16 protein-coding genes are annotated in these 13,972 nt (G+C 66.9%); 8 read left to right on the forward strand and 8 right to left on the reverse strand.

Annotation, left to right across the window (positions count from 1 at the left end; all coding sequences use genetic code 11):
• Nucleotides 1-547: 547 nt before the first annotated feature.
• Nucleotides 548-1,096 carry a class I SAM-dependent methyltransferase gene (locus tag F0U60_RS37225; RefSeq protein WP_395806805.1) on the reverse strand — a complete coding sequence of 183 codons (549 nt, stop codon included), beginning with the start codon at nt 1,094-1,096 and terminating at the stop codon, nt 548-550.
• Between the two features lie 74 nt (nt 1,097-1,170).
• Between F0U60_RS37225 and tnpA the strand changes: the two genes are divergently transcribed.
• Genes tnpA through tnpC form a run of 3 tightly spaced genes read left to right on the forward strand, consistent with a single transcriptional unit; the run spans nt 1,171 to nt 3,620 of the window.
• Nucleotides 1,171-1,548 carry an IS66 family insertion sequence element accessory protein TnpA gene (gene tnpA / locus F0U60_RS37230; RefSeq protein WP_395804314.1) on the forward strand — a complete coding sequence of 126 codons (378 nt, stop codon included), beginning with the start codon at nt 1,171-1,173 and terminating at the stop codon, nt 1,546-1,548.
• The gene (gene tnpB / locus F0U60_RS37235; RefSeq protein ID WP_395804316.1) at nt 1,542-1,913 is read left to right on the forward strand and encodes an IS66 family insertion sequence element accessory protein TnpB; all 372 of its coding nucleotides are present in this window, start codon (nt 1,542-1,544) and stop codon (nt 1,911-1,913) included. The genes tnpA and tnpB overlap by 7 nt, the downstream gene beginning before the upstream one ends.
• 36 nt (nt 1,914-1,949) lie before the next feature.
• Nucleotides 1,950-3,620 (forward strand): IS66 family transposase, encoded by a 1,671-nt coding sequence (tnpC, locus tag F0U60_RS37240; RefSeq protein WP_395806806.1) that lies wholly within the window; start codon nt 1,950-1,952, stop codon nt 3,618-3,620.
• Between the two features lie 46 nt (nt 3,621-3,666).
• On the opposite strand, the gene F0U60_RS37245 is transcribed toward tnpC, so the two are convergent.
• Together F0U60_RS37245 and F0U60_RS37250 are read right to left on the reverse strand one after the other, a co-directional pair.
• The gene (locus tag F0U60_RS37245) at nt 3,667-3,900 is read right to left on the reverse strand and encodes a hypothetical protein (RefSeq protein ID WP_395806807.1); all 234 of its coding nucleotides are present in this window, start codon (nt 3,898-3,900) and stop codon (nt 3,667-3,669) included.
• Nucleotides 3,901-4,184: 284 nt separating this feature from the next.
• Nucleotides 4,185-4,589: an SgcJ/EcaC family oxidoreductase gene (locus tag F0U60_RS37250; protein WP_395806808.1), complete on the reverse strand. Its 405-nt coding sequence runs from the start codon at nt 4,587-4,589 to the stop codon at nt 4,185-4,187.
• Nucleotides 4,590-4,700: 111 nt separating this feature from the next.
• Between F0U60_RS37250 and F0U60_RS37255 the strand changes: the two genes are divergently transcribed.
• The gene (locus F0U60_RS37255) at nt 4,701-5,090 is read left to right on the forward strand and encodes a winged helix-turn-helix transcriptional regulator (protein WP_395806809.1); all 390 of its coding nucleotides are present in this window, start codon (nt 4,701-4,703) and stop codon (nt 5,088-5,090) included.
• A gap of 19 nt (nt 5,091-5,109) precedes the next feature.
• Here F0U60_RS37255 and soxR read toward each other — a convergent pair whose 3' ends face one another.
• A complete protein-coding gene (gene soxR / locus F0U60_RS37260) occupies nt 5,110-5,571 on the reverse strand; it encodes a redox-sensitive transcriptional activator SoxR (RefSeq protein WP_395806810.1) in 462 nt (153 codons plus the stop codon).
• Between the two features lie 214 nt (nt 5,572-5,785).
• Between soxR and istA the strand changes: the two genes are divergently transcribed.
• From istA to F0U60_RS37275, 3 genes are all read left to right on the forward strand, one after another.
• Entirely contained in the window at nt 5,786-7,306 is a 1,521-nt protein-coding gene (gene istA, locus F0U60_RS37265) for an IS21 family transposase (RefSeq protein WP_395825442.1), read from the forward strand.
• Nucleotides 7,307-7,451: 145 nt separating this feature from the next.
• Nucleotides 7,452-8,369 (forward strand): IS21-like element helper ATPase IstB, encoded by a 918-nt coding sequence (istB, locus tag F0U60_RS37270; RefSeq protein ID WP_395806811.1) that lies wholly within the window; start codon nt 7,452-7,454, stop codon nt 8,367-8,369.
• 203 nt (nt 8,370-8,572) lie between these two features.
• Complete coding sequence (locus F0U60_RS37275) at nt 8,573-9,139, forward strand: NADPH-dependent FMN reductase (protein ID WP_395806812.1); 567 nt, start codon at nt 8,573-8,575, stop codon at nt 9,137-9,139.
• A gap of 34 nt (nt 9,140-9,173) precedes the next feature.
• On the opposite strand, the gene F0U60_RS37280 is transcribed toward F0U60_RS37275, so the two are convergent.
• From F0U60_RS37280 to F0U60_RS37295, 4 genes are all read right to left on the reverse strand, one after another.
• Nucleotides 9,174-10,160 (reverse strand): alpha/beta fold hydrolase, encoded by a 987-nt coding sequence (locus tag F0U60_RS37280; protein ID WP_395806813.1) that lies wholly within the window; start codon nt 10,158-10,160, stop codon nt 9,174-9,176.
• 323 nt (nt 10,161-10,483) lie between these two features.
• The gene (locus tag F0U60_RS37285) at nt 10,484-10,939 is read right to left on the reverse strand and encodes a hypothetical protein (protein ID WP_395806814.1); all 456 of its coding nucleotides are present in this window, start codon (nt 10,937-10,939) and stop codon (nt 10,484-10,486) included.
• A gap of 273 nt (nt 10,940-11,212) precedes the next feature.
• A complete protein-coding gene (locus tag F0U60_RS37290; protein WP_395806815.1) occupies nt 11,213-12,127 on the reverse strand; it encodes a pyridoxamine 5'-phosphate oxidase family protein in 915 nt (304 codons plus the stop codon).
• A 129-nt stretch (nt 12,128-12,256) separates the two neighbouring features.
• A complete protein-coding gene (locus F0U60_RS37295; RefSeq protein ID WP_395806816.1) occupies nt 12,257-12,892 on the reverse strand; it encodes a glutathione S-transferase family protein in 636 nt (211 codons plus the stop codon).
• Between the two features lie 102 nt (nt 12,893-12,994).
• On the opposite strand from F0U60_RS37295, the gene F0U60_RS37300 reads away from it, so the two are divergent.
• Nucleotides 12,995-13,897, forward strand: a complete 903-nt coding sequence (locus F0U60_RS37300; protein WP_395806817.1) for a LysR family transcriptional regulator — start codon at nt 12,995-12,997, stop codon at nt 13,895-13,897.
• Nucleotides 13,898-13,972: the final 75 nt, after the last annotated feature.

Below are 13,972 nucleotides of genomic sequence, written 5' to 3' on the forward strand. Positions count from 1 at the left end.
TCTCGTTTCCTTGCCAGTTGGGCGATTTGAATCCATGCCGCACCCGGCCAATTCAAGCGGATGGACAGCGTGCTTTGGGCCGAAAGCGTGTTCCAGTGGGCTTTCTCCGTATAACATGCCAAAACGGAAACTCAATGTGAACAACGAGTCGTGCACCGGCCTGAATTTCATGGACACACGCAGCTCGATTGATTTCGGTCATGGCTGCACTGAAGCTTGAGCGCTCCAAATTCCAAGAAGACTGGAATCACCCTCAATCAATGTCATCCGAGGACCTCGTGCTTGCGAGTGCAATTGAGCACTTGGTGAAACTTTTGATAGCCTGAAAAGACTTGTCTATACGAAGAGCTTCAAGCCCCGCTGAGCTGAGACGCGGGGACAGGGGGTAGCATCCCCCGCACAAGACAAGGGCCCCGAGTTCCGAGAACCCGAGGCCCTTGTCTGAAGTCCACTAGGAGGGTGACTGGATTGGGTGCCGCGGGAACTGCGTGGGCTGATGCGCCAGGTTCAAGTCCGGACGCTTGAGCTCGATACGCCCATCAGGATCTCAGCCCACAGCTCCGGGCTCGAAGCGCGCGAGGAAGACCTTGTACTGCAGCGAGACGAAGATCGGACGCGGCGCCACCAGTCCGGTCCGGGCGAACATCTCGAACAGGGCGGCATCGGACTCAATGGGCCGCATCATCGCGAAGAGCTGGCGTCGACGCTCCAGCTCGTCCAGGGGGATTCCATACGCCCGCCCCCGCCGCAGCTCCACATTCGTCAGCTCGGGGTCCTTGCCGACGCGGCAACCCAGGACGAGGGGCGCTCCGGGCTTGAGCCGCCGGGTCACCTCTCGCAGCAGCTCGAGGCGAGCCGCCTCGCCCTCCACATGGTGCAGGACCCCCATCAGCTGCGCGCCGTCGAACGGGGGACCGGCGGGCAGGGTGTGCAGCTCGCCCACGTGCAGATGCGTGCGAGAGAGCAATCCCTCGGCCTCCAGGCGCTTGCGGGCGACGGCAAGCATGGCGTCGGAGGGCTCCACGCCCGTGAAGCGCCAGCCCGGCACGTCGAAGCGGGTGTAGGGCACCAACTCCGCGCCCGTGCCCAGTCCCACGGTAAGCGCTCGGTGGACCACACCTTCCGCGTGAGGGAGGAGCCGTTCAGCGTCGCGTTCCAGGAGGTGTAGACATGGGACGCAACACGGAAAGAGTGGACGCAACGCTGGCGAGGGCGGCGGCAAGCAACTACTGGACGGAGGCCGAAGCGCAGGCGGTGCTGGAGGCCTACGAGGCGAGCGGGCTGTCGGTGGCGGAGTTCGCCCGCCGCCATGGGCTTACGCCACAGCGGCTGAGGTGGTGGAAGAAGCGGCGGGCCGGGGAGGCGGGCCCGGCGCTCTCGTTCGTCCCGGTGCACGTCACGGCGCCGCCCTCGCCAGAAGCACGTGGGGCACCGAGCACAGCCAGCATGGAGGTGCTACTGGCCAGGGGCCGGCGCATCCGAGTGGAGCCGGGCTTCGACGCGCACGCGCTGGCGCGGCTGGTGAGGGCGCTGGAGGAAGCATGCTGACACTACCCTCCTCGGTGCGCATCCACCTGGCGAGCCAGCCGGTGGACATGCGCAAGTCCTTCGACGGGCTGTCCTTGCTGGCACGACAGGTCCTGCGAGAGGACCCGCTGAGTGGACACCTCTTCGTCTTCTTCAACCGCACGCGCGACATGGTGAAGGTGTTGTGGTGGCACTCCGGTGGCTTCTGCCTCTTCTCCAAGCGCCTGGAGAAGGGCAGCTTCCGCCTGCCGCGCCCGCTACCGGAGGACACGGGCGCCGTCATCCTGGAAGCGGTGGAGCTCACCCTGCTGCTGGAGGGGATTGATTTGAAGGCCAGTGTCCGCCGGCCTCGCTGGCAGCCCCCACCTGAGAAGTCGGTTGCTTGAGAATACCTCTTGCGTCCTGGGTCCGGGTCATGGCTCATGTCCCGGGACATGAGCGGCGCGGCTCCCGGCAAGAAGACGACGGACGTACACGGCGTGGCGGCGCTGCTGCGCACGCTGCTGGCCGAGGGCCAGGACGAGCAGGTGATTGAGCTGGTGGTGGGCCTGCTCTCGCAATTGGTGGAGAAGAACACCGAGTTGGAGTTGCGGCTGCGCAAGGCGCTGCGCCAGCGGTTTGGCCGCCAAAGCGAGAAGCTCTCCGCCGAGCAACTGTCGCTGTTCCTGGAGCAACTGGGCCAGCAGAACGCCGGGGCCCAAGAGGCGGCGCCGCCCCAGGCCGGGGACGCAGGCGTCGCGGCGGGCTCCACGCCGCCCTCCAAGCCACCCCACAAGGAATCGCGAAAGAAGGAGCGCAAGGGGCACGGGCGCCGCCCGCTGCCCTCCAGCCTGCCGCGCGAGCAGCGCGTCCACCAGCCCCCGCCCGAGGCGCTGCGGTGCGAGGCATGCGGGCGGGACAAGACGTGCTGTGGCCAGGAGAAGAGTGAGACATTGGAGTGGGTGCCTGGCCACTTCAAGGTGATTGAGGAGGTACGGCCCAAGTACGCCTGCCGGCCGTGTGGTGACGGGCTGGTGGTGGCGCCTCCCGCCGACAGGGTGATTGAGGGGGGATTGCCCGGACCGGGCCTGGTGGCCCACGTCCTCGTCTCCAAATTCAAGGACCACCTGCCGCTGCACCGGCTGAGCGGCATCTACGCGCGCCATGGCGTGCAGCTGCGTACCTCGACGCTCTCGGACTGGGTGGCCGCGGGCGCCGACACCCTCCAGCCGCTGGCCCGGGAGGTGGCCCAACGGGCGCTGGCCTCGCACGTGCTGCAGAGCGACGATACGCACCTGAAGGTGCTCGACAGAGAGCACCCCAACGGACTCAAGCGCGGGCACATGTGGGTGTACTTGGGGGACACCACCTGGGCGGCCTTCGTCTACACGCCGGACTGGAAGGAAGAAGGGCCCCTGTCCTTCCTGGACAAGCGTGAGGGCTGGCTGCTGGTGGACGGGTACAAGGGCTACGACAAGCTGTTTACCCGCCAGGGCGCCACCGCGGTGGAGGTGGGGTGCTGGAGCCATGCCCGTCGCTACTTCGTCGAGGCCTTGGACGCCGGTGACACACGAGCGGCGCTGCCGCTCTCTCTCATCGGCCGGCTCTTCGAGGTGGAGCGCGAAGCCGACGAGCAGCAGGTGGAGGAGACCGAGCGGCTGCGCAGGCGTGACACGCTCTCACGCGCTGTCACGGAGCAACTGGGGCGCTGGATGGCCGAAGTCTACAACCGGGAGCCGCCGAAGAGTCCGCTGGCACGGGCGTGCCGCTACGCCATCAACCAGTGGAAGTCGCTGACGCGCTTCATGGAGGACGCGCGCCTGCCGCTGCACAACAACGCCTCGGAGCTGCGGCTGCGGGAGATTGCCGTCGGCAGGAAGAACTACCTTTTCGCCGGCAGCGACGCGGGAGCCGAGCGCGCCGCGTGCGTGTACACGCTGGTGGCCACGTGCGTGCTGGCCGGGGTGGAGCCGTGGGCGTACCTGGCTGACGTGCTGGAGAAGCTCGCCCAGGGCTGGCCGCAGCGCCGTCTCGAGGAACTGCTGCCGCCCATGTGGAAGGCCGCGCGCGCGGCTGCCTCGCAGACGCCCTCCACCTCTTCTGCCGCGACCTGAGCACCGCCCATCCCCGTCGGCAGACCGGCGGGCGGCGCACCCGTTATCACATCTGCGCCGCCCCCCTGCACCGCTCTGCCGAGTGGATACGTCCCACGAAGAGCAGCGACGCCGTGTCATGGCCGTCGAGCTGGGCGGTCAGCGCACTGACGCCAAGCTCGTACGCCGCGTGGACGCCGGCGAGGGCGATGGACGCCTGGGCGTCGTAGTGGGCGGCGCGGTCGGCGCCAAAGCCCGGCACGAGGTGGTGGACGGAGGGGGCGGGATGTTCGTGAGCCATGACGTGTCCTCGGAAGGCCTGCGAGAGGCGGGTGCTTGGATTGGAGGATGCGTTGGGGCCCCGATGAAGGGGAGAGCGGGGATTCTGGCCGGATCGGCTGAAATTTCGGTCCCGCCAAGCGTCACCACGGTGTCGTGATGGATGACGCGATCGTGGCCGTTCTCCGGTAGCCCCGCCTCCCGCTCACGCCTTCAAGGGGCGGCTCGCCGGGCGGGCGAGGAACTGCTCCACCTGTCCGTCTAGCCCGGCAGCCCTCCAGCACGGTCTCGAACAGGGGCCTCCCCCTAAGGGGACGACTTTGGAAGAAAAGAGTTCTGTCCAGCCGCAACAAACCAGTCGCCGTTGTGCTTCGTCATCACGAAGAGTGCCACACTCCCCTGCCCTCCCTCGATGACCTGCCCCTCCTTCGTGATCGGGAACTGACGGATGTTCACCACGGCGACATCGGTCTTGAGAAACGAGATGTCCTCCACCACGTAACGTGCATACGAATCCTGAAGCGCGCTCGCGAATGCCTTTCTCCCGAACCGGAGGATTTCATCCTTCCCCTTGAGACGCATGCCGGCAACATTCACCCAGACGACATCCTGGGTGTAACGATGCACGAGCGCCTCGGCATCGTGGCGATTGAAGGCACTCTCGACTCCCGCGACCGCCTTCTTGATGTGTTCCAGCTCTTGAGCTTCCATTTTTGACTCCCGGCCTCTTCCGCGGCCCGTGCGATCCTGGAAGAAACGTATCCCGCCCATCCAGCAAGTGCCCGCTTACAATTTCGTCAGTAACTCCCGGTGGAGACCTCCATGAGGAAAACAAGCTCGACGAACTTCAAGAACGAGAGAACTCTGGACGAGAGCTGCCCCCTCGCCTATGCGATTCGCCTCATCGGTCATCGCTGGAAGCCTCACATTCTTTGGGATCTCTTCTCCGGCCCTAAGCGGTTCAGTGAGATGAAGGCGAGAACGGAGGGCATTTCCGAGCGGATGCTGGCATCCCAGCTCAAGCAACTGGAGGCGGATGGACTGATCGAAAAGCTTCCGATCAGCCCAGGAGCACGTGTTGCGAAGTACCGCATCAGCCAGGAGGGACAACAGCTTCAACCCCTCCTTCTCGAACTTGCCAGATGGGGGCAGAAACACCGCGCCACCCAGCAGGACAGCGTACGACGTCAGCGCGAGCCCGCCCGGAACTGAGCTCGCGGAGCAGGGCTCATCACGACGGGTCCGGGTCGAGCAGCCTCGGGCCCGGCCCCTGCTCGGAGAGCTCGTCCCAGGGGTTGCGAAGTGGGCACGAGGCCAGCGACAAGCAGCCGCAGCCGATGCAGCTGTCCAGCTGGTCGCGCAGCCGCGTCAGCCGCTGGATGCGGCCATCCAGCTCGGCCCTCCACGAAGCAGACAGCCTGGCCCAGTCCTCAACGGTGGGTGTACGGCCCTCTGGTAGCGACTGTAGGGCCTCTCGGATGGTCGCAAGGGGGATACCCGCGCGCTGCGCCACCTTGATGACGGCCACCCGGCGCAGCACGTCCCGCGAGTAACGGCGATGGTTGCCGGAGTTGCGCCAGCCGGTAATGAGCCCCTGCGCCTCGTAGAAGTGGAGGGTGGAGACAGCCACCCCGCTGCGCGCCGCCACCTCGCCGACGCTGAGCTCCTTCGTAAAATGCGTGCACCGGACCATGTGGAACACCGATTCCGGGGCAAGTGGAACACTGATTCCGGAGCATGTGGAACGCCCATTCCGGCCATGTGGAACACCGATTCCGGGGCAAGTGGAACGCACTCTGGAAGTAGGTGGCAGGATGGGAAACCCAGTGGAGCGTTGACGGTGCTGGACGAGCCGCCGCCTCTGACCTCCCCTCAAGGAGGTGTTGATGGCGGCAGAGAGGCTGTCCATGCGCAAGCTGAGAGAGTTGTTGAGGCAGAGGTTGGAGCTGAAGCTGTCGGTGCGGGAGATTGCCCGGAGCCTGGGAATCGGCGTGGGCACGGTCAACCGCTACCTGTACCGGGCGCAGGCGGCGAAGCTGACGAGCTGGCCGCTGCCGCCGGAACTGGACAACGACACCGCCCTCACGGCGCTGCTGTTCGCGGATGAGGGCAAGGTGGTGGCGAGCCGGCCCGAGCCGGACTGGGCGCATGTGCACGCGGAACTCAGGCGCAAGGGCGTCACCAAGTTACTGTTGTGGCAGGAGTACCGGGAGGAGCACCCGGAGGGCTACCAGTACAGCCAGTTCTGCGAGCGCTACGCGCGATGGGCCAAGAGCGTGAGCGTCACCATGCGCCAGGAGCACCGGGCCGGGGAAAAGTGCTTCATGGACTTCAGCGGCGATGGGCTGCAAGTCCACGACGCGGTGAGCGGCGAGGTGCGGGTGGCGAAGCTGTACGTGGCGGTGCTGGGGGCGAGCAACTACACGTACGTGGAGCCCGTCTTCAGCGAGGACGTGGGCACGTGGGTGGGGTGCAACCAGAGGGCGTTCGCGTACTTCGGAGGGGTGCCGGAGATGGCGGTGCCCGACAACCTGAAGGCGGCAGTGACGCGAGCCAACCGGTACGAGCCGGACATCAACCCCAGCTACGCGGACATGGCGCGGCACTACGGCTTCGCGGTGGTGCCGGCGAGGCCGCGCAAGCCGCGGGACAAGGCGAAGGCGGAGAACGGGGTGCTGCTGGCCGAGAGGTGGATTCTGGCGGCGCTGCGCAACCGGCGCTTCGCCTCGCTGGGTGAGGTGCGCGAGGCGGTGGCGGAGCTGCTGGAGAAGTTGAACACGAGGCCCATGCGTAAGCTGGGCAAGAGCCGCCGGCAACTCTTCGAGGAGGTGGAGAGGGCGGCCCTCAAACCGCTGCCGGACAAGCCCTACGAGCTGGCGCACTGGAAGAAGGCGCGCGTCAACGTGGACTACCACGTGGAGCTGGAGGGGCACTGCTACAGCGTGCCGTACGGGCTGGTGGGGCAGCAGGTGGAGGTGCGCTACACGCCCTCGTGCGTGGAGGTGTTGCTGGGCGGCCGGCGCGTGGCCAGCCACGTGCGCAGCCAGCAGCGCGGAGGCTTCACCACGCTGGCCGAACACATGCCCAAGAGTCACCGCGCACATGCGGAGTGGACGCCGAGCCGGATTCTCTCGTGGGCCTCCACGCTGGGCCCCAGCACGGCGGCGCTGGTGGAGGAGCTGATGAAGCGCCGGCCCCACCCCGAGCAGGGCTTCCGCTCGGCCCTGGGCGTCATCCGTCTGGCTGAGCGCCACGGGCCACAACGCGTGGAGAAGGCGTGCGCCAGGGCCGTGCGCCACCGCGCCTACAGTTACAAGTCCGTGGCCGCCATCCTCCAGCACCACCTCGAGGAGATGGAGTCGGCACCCGAGGACAAAGGCCCGCTGCCCGCGCACGAGAACGTGCGCGGCGCCGACTACTACCACTGACACTTCCCGCGCCCGGCCACGGTGCGCGGACAGAGCTCCGCGGTGCCAGCCTTCGCGGCCCGGTGCCTCGGAGTACGCCTGCGCGCGCCCTTCGGGCGCGCTCCGGCGCGGCAACACCCAACAACCCCAACGAGGAGAAGAGACGATGCTGGTGGAACAGACGCTGGAGAAGCTCAACGCGATGAAGTTGTACGGCATGGCCCACTACCTACGCACCTGGACGGAGCGGACAGCCGACAAGGAGGTGGGCCCGACGGACCTGGTGGGCCTGCTGGTGGATGCCGAGTGGGTGCACCGGGAGAACAAGAAGCTCACCTCGCGCCTGCGCACCGCGCGGCTGCGCCAGACGGCGTGCCTGGAGGACATCGACTACGGCCTGGCGCGGGGGCTGACCAAGGCCCAGGTGCTGGAGCTGTCCACCTCACGCTGGGTGGCGCAGGCGCAGAACGTGCTGGTGACGGGCCCCACCGGCGTGGGCAAGAGCTTCCTGGCGTGCGCGCTGGGACAGAGGGCGTGCCGCGACGGTTACGGCGTGGTGTACCGCCGCGCCTCGCGTCTCTTCGACGAGCTGGCGCAGGCTCGTGCCGACGGCACCTACCCGCACCTGCTGCGCAGGCTCGCCAAGGCCCAGGTGCTGATTCTCGACGACTTCGGCCTGGAGCCCCTGGGCGCCAGCGAGCGCAAGGAACTGCTGGAAGTGTTGGAGGACAGGTATGGCTCCGGTGCCACCGTGGTGACCTCCCAGCTTGATACGAAGGACTGGCACGCGGTGATTGGCGACGCCACCGTGGCCGATGCCATCCTCGACCGGCTGGTGCACAACGCCCATCGCCTCAAGCTCACCGGCGACTCGGTGCGCGACCCGGAAAGGAATTTGACCCGGTCCAAGAAGGGGCGAAGTGAACCCCGGCCAGCGTCGCTGACGCTCCGACTGTTCCACATGGCCGGAACGGGTGTTCCACTTCGCCCGGAATGGGTGTTCCACTTCGCCGGAATACGCAGTAAAATGCTTCGGATCGATTCGTCCCATGCGCTCTCACCTCTTGACCTCAAGTATTGTTGAGGTCCTAGAGAAAAGGGTATGGATTTTCCAACCCCAGAGAGCCTATCCGCCCGCCTGCCCCCCATCCAACGTCCCGATGCCTGGCCGAATGGACGGACGCCGCGGCACACCGGCACCGCGTGCGGCACCGCCCCTACCGGGCCTGGCCCTGCCTCTGGCCACAACCTGACGCGCACACGAACCTGACAAGGAGTGGAATCCCCATGGAACGAAAGATGAAGGTCGCATTGATTTACGGCAGCAACCGCGAGGGACGATTCTGCGACACGGTGGCGAAGTGGGCCGCCGCCGAAATTGCCCGGCAGGGCATGTTCACCGTGGAAGTGGTGGATCCGGCAGCCCTAGAGCTCCCCGGACGATATGAACAGAAGGCCGGCGCCGAAGTGCTCGCACTGAATGAGCGCCTCGCGGGAGCGGACGCGTTCATTGTCGTCACGCCAGAGTACAACCACGGCTATCCCGCATCGCTCAAGCTCCTCATCGACGCGGTCCACACGCCCTGGCAGGCCAAACCCGTGGCGTTCGTCTCCTATGGAGGCATTTCGGGAGGCCTGCGCGCCGTGGAGCAACTGCGCCAGGTTTTCGCGGAGCTGCACGCGGTCACCCTCCGAGACTGTGTGAGCTTCAGCAATGCCTGGCAGCAGTTCAACGAGGCCGGCGAGCTGCGCGAACCTGAACCCGCCCGGAAGGCCATGGCCCTGATGCTCTCACGGCTCGGTTGGTGGACCAAGGCCCTGCGCGACGCACGGGAGGCCACCCCATACAAGTAGGCGAGTAGCACGACCCGGCACGAACACCTTCCCCTCACTCCGACCGAATGGAGGTGCTCGCGGGAGCGCGGGCCGCGTTCGCGGCGATGGCTTCAACGATCTGCGGCCACACCTCCCGTGGAAGGTCATGTCCCAGGCCTTCCACCACGAGTAGCTCGGCTCCTGGAATGGAGCGCGCCGTGTCGATACCCGCCTCCACCGGTATCACCGGATCCTCCTTGCCGTGGATGACCAAGGTGGGAGCCCTGACGGATGCGAGCGCCTGCTTGCGGCTCCCCGAAGCCATGATGGCGGCCTGCTGCCGGATGGTCCCCTCCGGGTCGTAGCAACGGTCATAACTGAGGGTCAGCTTCTTGCGGAGCCCGGCCTCGTCAAGCGGGAAGCCCGGGCTGGCGATCGCTCGGAAAAGCCTCATGGACTGCTCGATGGCCTGCTCCCGGTCTCGTGCCGGCTCCTGCCTGAACAGGGGCAGCAGCTCGGGCTTGGGACCCGGCAGGCTCGGGTCGCTCGTGGTCGACATGAGCGAGGTCAGGGAGAGCACGCGCTCGGGGTGGCGGATGGCGAGCTCTTGCGCGATCATGCCTCCCATCGACAAGCCCACCACGTGGGCCGCCTTGATCCCCAGTGCATCGAGCAGGCCCGCCGCATCCGCCGCCATATCTGACAGCAGGTACGGCACGTCAGGCTGGCGGCCGGAGGTGGCTCCTTGAGAGGACAGCGCCTCCGAGGGCACACCAGCCGAGCGGAAGTGCGTTGACCGCCCCACGTCCCGGTTATCGAAGCGGATGACACGGAAGCCGCGCTGGACCAGTTGCTCGATGAACTCCTCGTCCCAGAACACCATCTGCACGCTCACCCCCATGATGAGCAGCAGGGGTGGATTCCCCTCCTTCCCGAAGGTCTCGTATTCGATGTCGATGCCGTTGGCGCGCACGCTGTGCCAGGGCTGGCAGCTCGCCGGGGGCTGACTGTCCCTCCGAGGCGAGTGTCCGCATGCCCCCAGCAATACGAGGCAGGTCAAGGCCAAGTCTCTCCGTGGAGAGAGCCGGAGACGTTGCTCGTGCTTCACGTTCTCATCCTCCTGGAGGGGCTCCGTCGTCCCTGGCGCAGTGTCTCTGTACTTGGAGAGACACTGCATGCGCCCTGCTCCGGCGGAGGAAGGTATCCCGCCACCCCTGAGCGGGAAGGGTCGCTCCGGTGAACATGTCCAAGCTGAACACAGCGACGTGACGGCAGGGGGAAACGTGCTACCCAACCGGCAGCACCCTCATACCTACGGACAGGCTGAGCGGCTCCTCTTCAGCACGGCCCCGAGCCGGCGCAGGCCTGTGCACGGTCCTCGGCTCAACCCGTCCGTCCGTAGGCGAGCCGCTCGGAGTTCTGCCGGATGCGGGCGGCCTCCTCGGTGAGCCCCGCGGCTTCCAGTTGTCCGAGGACCCAATCCAGCGCCGCCGCCATGGTAGGAGCGACATAGTACGGGGCGGGCATGGGCTTGAGGTGGAAGATGACGCTCACGACCAGCCGGACCACGGGCGAGGTGATGAGGAGGCAGGTGCCGAGCCCCACCTGCCGGAAGAGCGCCTCATGCTCCCGCAGGAACTGCGCCATGCGCTGGCGTTGCGCGGGTGGGACTCCGGTGAAGGCACGCATGTCGATGATGCTGACGTACTTCTCCCCTCGCCGGAGACACGCACTCAACCTGGCCTGGTATTCCTCCTGCTGCTCCGGCGAGGGAGTGCCCACGTAGCCCACCAGCAGCAGCGGCCACAGGGACTCGTCATCGAAATCAACTCGGCCCATGAGGGCCCCCCAAATCACAGTGCTTCACCCGCACTCTGACTCCCCTCGGAGCCCCATGCAATGGCCCCCAGGAAGTCCACCTCCCCGGCCGCTCCGCACCGGTCTTCGATAGCAGCTCAGTCGACGAGCAGCACCACGACGGACATTGCCGGCACGGTGACGCGCACATGCGCATTGGAGAGGGGCTGGACGGTCACCACGGGGGTCGGCGGCTGGAATTTGTTCACCATGAGGGTGGCACACGGCACTCCCCGTGCGCCCCCCCTTCACGGCCTACGGCGCGCTGGAAAGGTGTCCGAGCTCATGGGGCCGGTGCCGTGGCGCGGACCATCGGAGCGGCACGCCATTGTCGATCCACGTGCCTTCCGTGACACGGAAGCGCACAAGCCGCTCCGCCCCCAGGAAGGCCTCGACTTCGGGCCCATCCCAGATGATCTCCGTCTCCCCCGTCAGGGAGAGAAGCCCCCCTGAGGTGAAGTCGACGAACAGCAGGCCCGCTCGTGGGTGGAGGACCAGATTGCCCAGTGTGTTGAAATGACGGTTGCCGCTGAAGTCCGGGACCGTCAGGACGGTGCGGCCCGCCTCCTCCGTCACCCGCACGAAGCCGGGCTTGCCTCCGCGATGCGAGATGTCGACGCCCTCGACCGGCTCACCTCCGCGGGCGGCCGGGGACGCTGTCGCGATGAAGAACGTGTCCGCGTGCTCGATGAGCGCGGCACTGGCTCCCGATAGCAACGAGCCCTCCTGTCGCACCGGTCGCGGCTCGGTAGCACGCGTGGGCTCGGCCACGAACACAGGCTCCCGTGCCTGGATGTACTTCGGGCAGTTGCCGAAGCTCTGCTCGACCCGAACGGTGAACCGATCCTCGTCGAGTTCCACCACCGTCCCGTTCATCCGGTTGCGGCGGCGGGTCTCGAGCTGGATGCCGAGCAGGCCCAGGGGCGCTCCCGGAACGAGGTTCCGCCCCAGGGCATCTCCGAAGCCAGGGCGCGCGGAGACCACGAGCGTCCTGGCATCCGGCGAGCTCACGAAGCCGGGTTGTCCCACGAGGATGGAGGCGCAGGGACGTCGCTCGTCATCCAGGCTGCCGACGAGCAGGAAGGGCAGCTTGCAGAACAGCTCACGGTGCTGGTCCGGCATGAACGGGCGGATGACCCTGCGCCCCGTCTGCTCGAGGCGTTCGCGCACCCCAACCCGTTCCTGCACGGCCTGCTCTCCCGCGTGGAAAGGTGACTGTTCGAGGGACCACCCCGGTGGGGGTACACCAGGGGTGCTAAGCGTATCCGGCGGCATGGCATACCCTCCTGTGGTGGTGGCTCAGGCCGCGAACGCCGTCTGTGTTCGCCGCATCGGCACGAAGCCAGGCAACGCCTCGATGCGAGCGAGCCACGCCCGGATGTTTCCGTAGGGCTCGAGCGACACGCCACCCTCGGGCGCGTGGGCGGTATACGAGTAGAGCGCCACGTCGGCGAGGGTCGGCGTCTCCCCGACGAGGAAGCTCCGGGTGGCCAGATACGGGTCGAGCACTGAGTAGAGCTGGGTGGCGATGACCTTCGCGCGCTCGGCGTCGAGCTTCGTGCCGAACACAGCGACCAGGCGCGCCGCCGCGGGACCAGAGGACAGCGGCCCCGCCGCAACCGAGAGCCACTGCTGCACCCTCGCCGCCGCAACCGGCTCGCGCGGAAGCCAACGTCCCGACGGGTCATACCGCGTCGCGAGATAGACGAGGATGGCGTTGCTGTCGGCCAGCGTCACCTCGCCGTCCTCGAGCACCGGCACCTGGCCGAACGGATTCCTGGCCAGGAACTCAGGGGACTTCTGCTCCCCTCTGGCGAGGTCGACGTCGACGAGCTCGACCGGGAGCTTCAGCAGGGACAGGAACAGCTCGACGCGGTGCGAATGACCGGACAGGGCATGGCGATAAAGACGAATGGGTCGGAGGGATGGGGTCATGAACGATGGGCCTCGCTTTCGGATGAGCAAGATGCGCGTTGCCACCCGGAAGCGGAATGAGCGTTCTTGACAATGCACCATTCCACGCAGCGGAATGATCGCGTGGATCGTCTCGAGACTCTGCGCGTGTTCGTCGCGGTGGCGGAAGAAGCGGGCTTCGCGCCCGCGGCTCGGCGTCTGGCGATGTCACCGCCCGCGGTGACCCGGGCCATTGCGGCGCTCGAGGAACGCATCGGCACCCGGCTCCTTCACCGTACGACGCGCATCGTGCGCCTGACGGAGGCAGGTTCGCGGTTCCTCACCGACTGCAAGCGCATCCTCGGAGAGCTCGAGGAGGCAGAGGCCTCGGCGGCGGGCTCGCATACCGAGCCCCGAGGGCAGCTCCGGGTGACGGCCTCCATGATGTTCGGGCGGATGTTCGTCGCGCCCATCCTTCTCGACTTCCTGGCCCGGCATCCGCAGGTCATGGCGCGAATGCTGCTCGTGGACCGCATCGTCGACCTTGTGGAAGAGGGGCTCGACGTCGCCATCCGGATCGCCCACCTGGCGGACTCCTCTTTGAGCGCGGTGCGGGTGGGCTCGGTGCGGCGGGTCGTCTGTGCATCGCCCCGGTATCTGGCCGAGCACGGGACTCCTCGGACCCCAGCCGAGCTCTCGCGCTTCGAGGTCTATATGTTCTCGTCCAGCACGGCCGAGCCTGCCTGGTCATTCTCCTCGGGGGCGAGGGGGCAGACGATCAGCCCTCCCACGAAGCTGCTCGTCAATACCGCCGAGGTCGCCATCGCCGCGGCGGTGGCCGGGCGGGGGTTGACGCGGGTGCTCTCCTATCAAATCGCCCCGGAGCTACGCGCGGGGCAGCTCCAGATCGTGCTCGAGGACTTCGAGCCTCCGCCGCTTCCCATCCACGTCGTGTACCCCGAGGGACGGCGCGCCAATGCGCGGGTGCGCGCCTTCGTCGACTTCGCGGTCGACCGGCTCCGAGCCGACAAGTCGCTGAACCCCTGAGGGACGGCGCTCCCCTCGGTGCTGACTCCCCCTCGGCCACGGGCTCGTCAGGGACCCAGTTTCTCTGGAACCTGG

The organism is Archangium minus, assembly GCF_044360475.1.
Lineage (GTDB): Bacteria > Myxococcota > Myxococcia > Myxococcales > Myxococcaceae > Archangium > Archangium minus.

Excerpts from the sequence above, each read along its gene's own strand:
- tnpA (WP_395804314.1), top strand. The coding sequence starts at position 1,171 with ATGGGACGCAACACGGAAAGAGTGGACGCAACGCTGGCGAGGGCGGCG.
- tnpB (WP_395804316.1), top strand. The coding sequence starts at position 1,542 with ATGCTGACACTACCCTCCTCGGTGCGCATCCACCTGGCGAGCCAGCCG.
- tnpC (WP_395806806.1), top strand. The coding sequence starts at position 1,950 with ATGTCCCGGGACATGAGCGGCGCGGCTCCCGGCAAGAAGACGACGGAC.
- F0U60_RS37245 (WP_395806807.1), bottom strand. The coding sequence starts at position 3,900 with ATGGCTCACGAACATCCCGCCCCCTCCGTCCACCACCTCGTGCCGGGC.
- F0U60_RS37250 (WP_395806808.1), bottom strand. The coding sequence starts at position 4,589 with ATGGAAGCTCAAGAGCTGGAACACATCAAGAAGGCGGTCGCGGGAGTC.
- F0U60_RS37255 (WP_395806809.1), top strand. The coding sequence starts at position 4,701 with ATGAGGAAAACAAGCTCGACGAACTTCAAGAACGAGAGAACTCTGGAC.
- soxR (WP_395806810.1), bottom strand. The coding sequence starts at position 5,571 with ATGGTCCGGTGCACGCATTTTACGAAGGAGCTCAGCGTCGGCGAGGTG.
- istA (WP_395825442.1), top strand. The coding sequence starts at position 5,786 with ATGCGCAAGCTGAGAGAGTTGTTGAGGCAGAGGTTGGAGCTGAAGCTG.
- istB (WP_395806811.1), top strand. The coding sequence starts at position 7,452 with ATGCTGGTGGAACAGACGCTGGAGAAGCTCAACGCGATGAAGTTGTAC.
- F0U60_RS37275 (WP_395806812.1), top strand. The coding sequence starts at position 8,573 with ATGGAACGAAAGATGAAGGTCGCATTGATTTACGGCAGCAACCGCGAG.
- F0U60_RS37285 (WP_395806814.1), bottom strand. The coding sequence starts at position 10,939 with ATGGGCCGAGTTGATTTCGATGACGAGTCCCTGTGGCCGCTGCTGCTG.
- F0U60_RS37295 (WP_395806816.1), bottom strand. The coding sequence starts at position 12,892 with ATGACCCCATCCCTCCGACCCATTCGTCTTTATCGCCATGCCCTGTCC.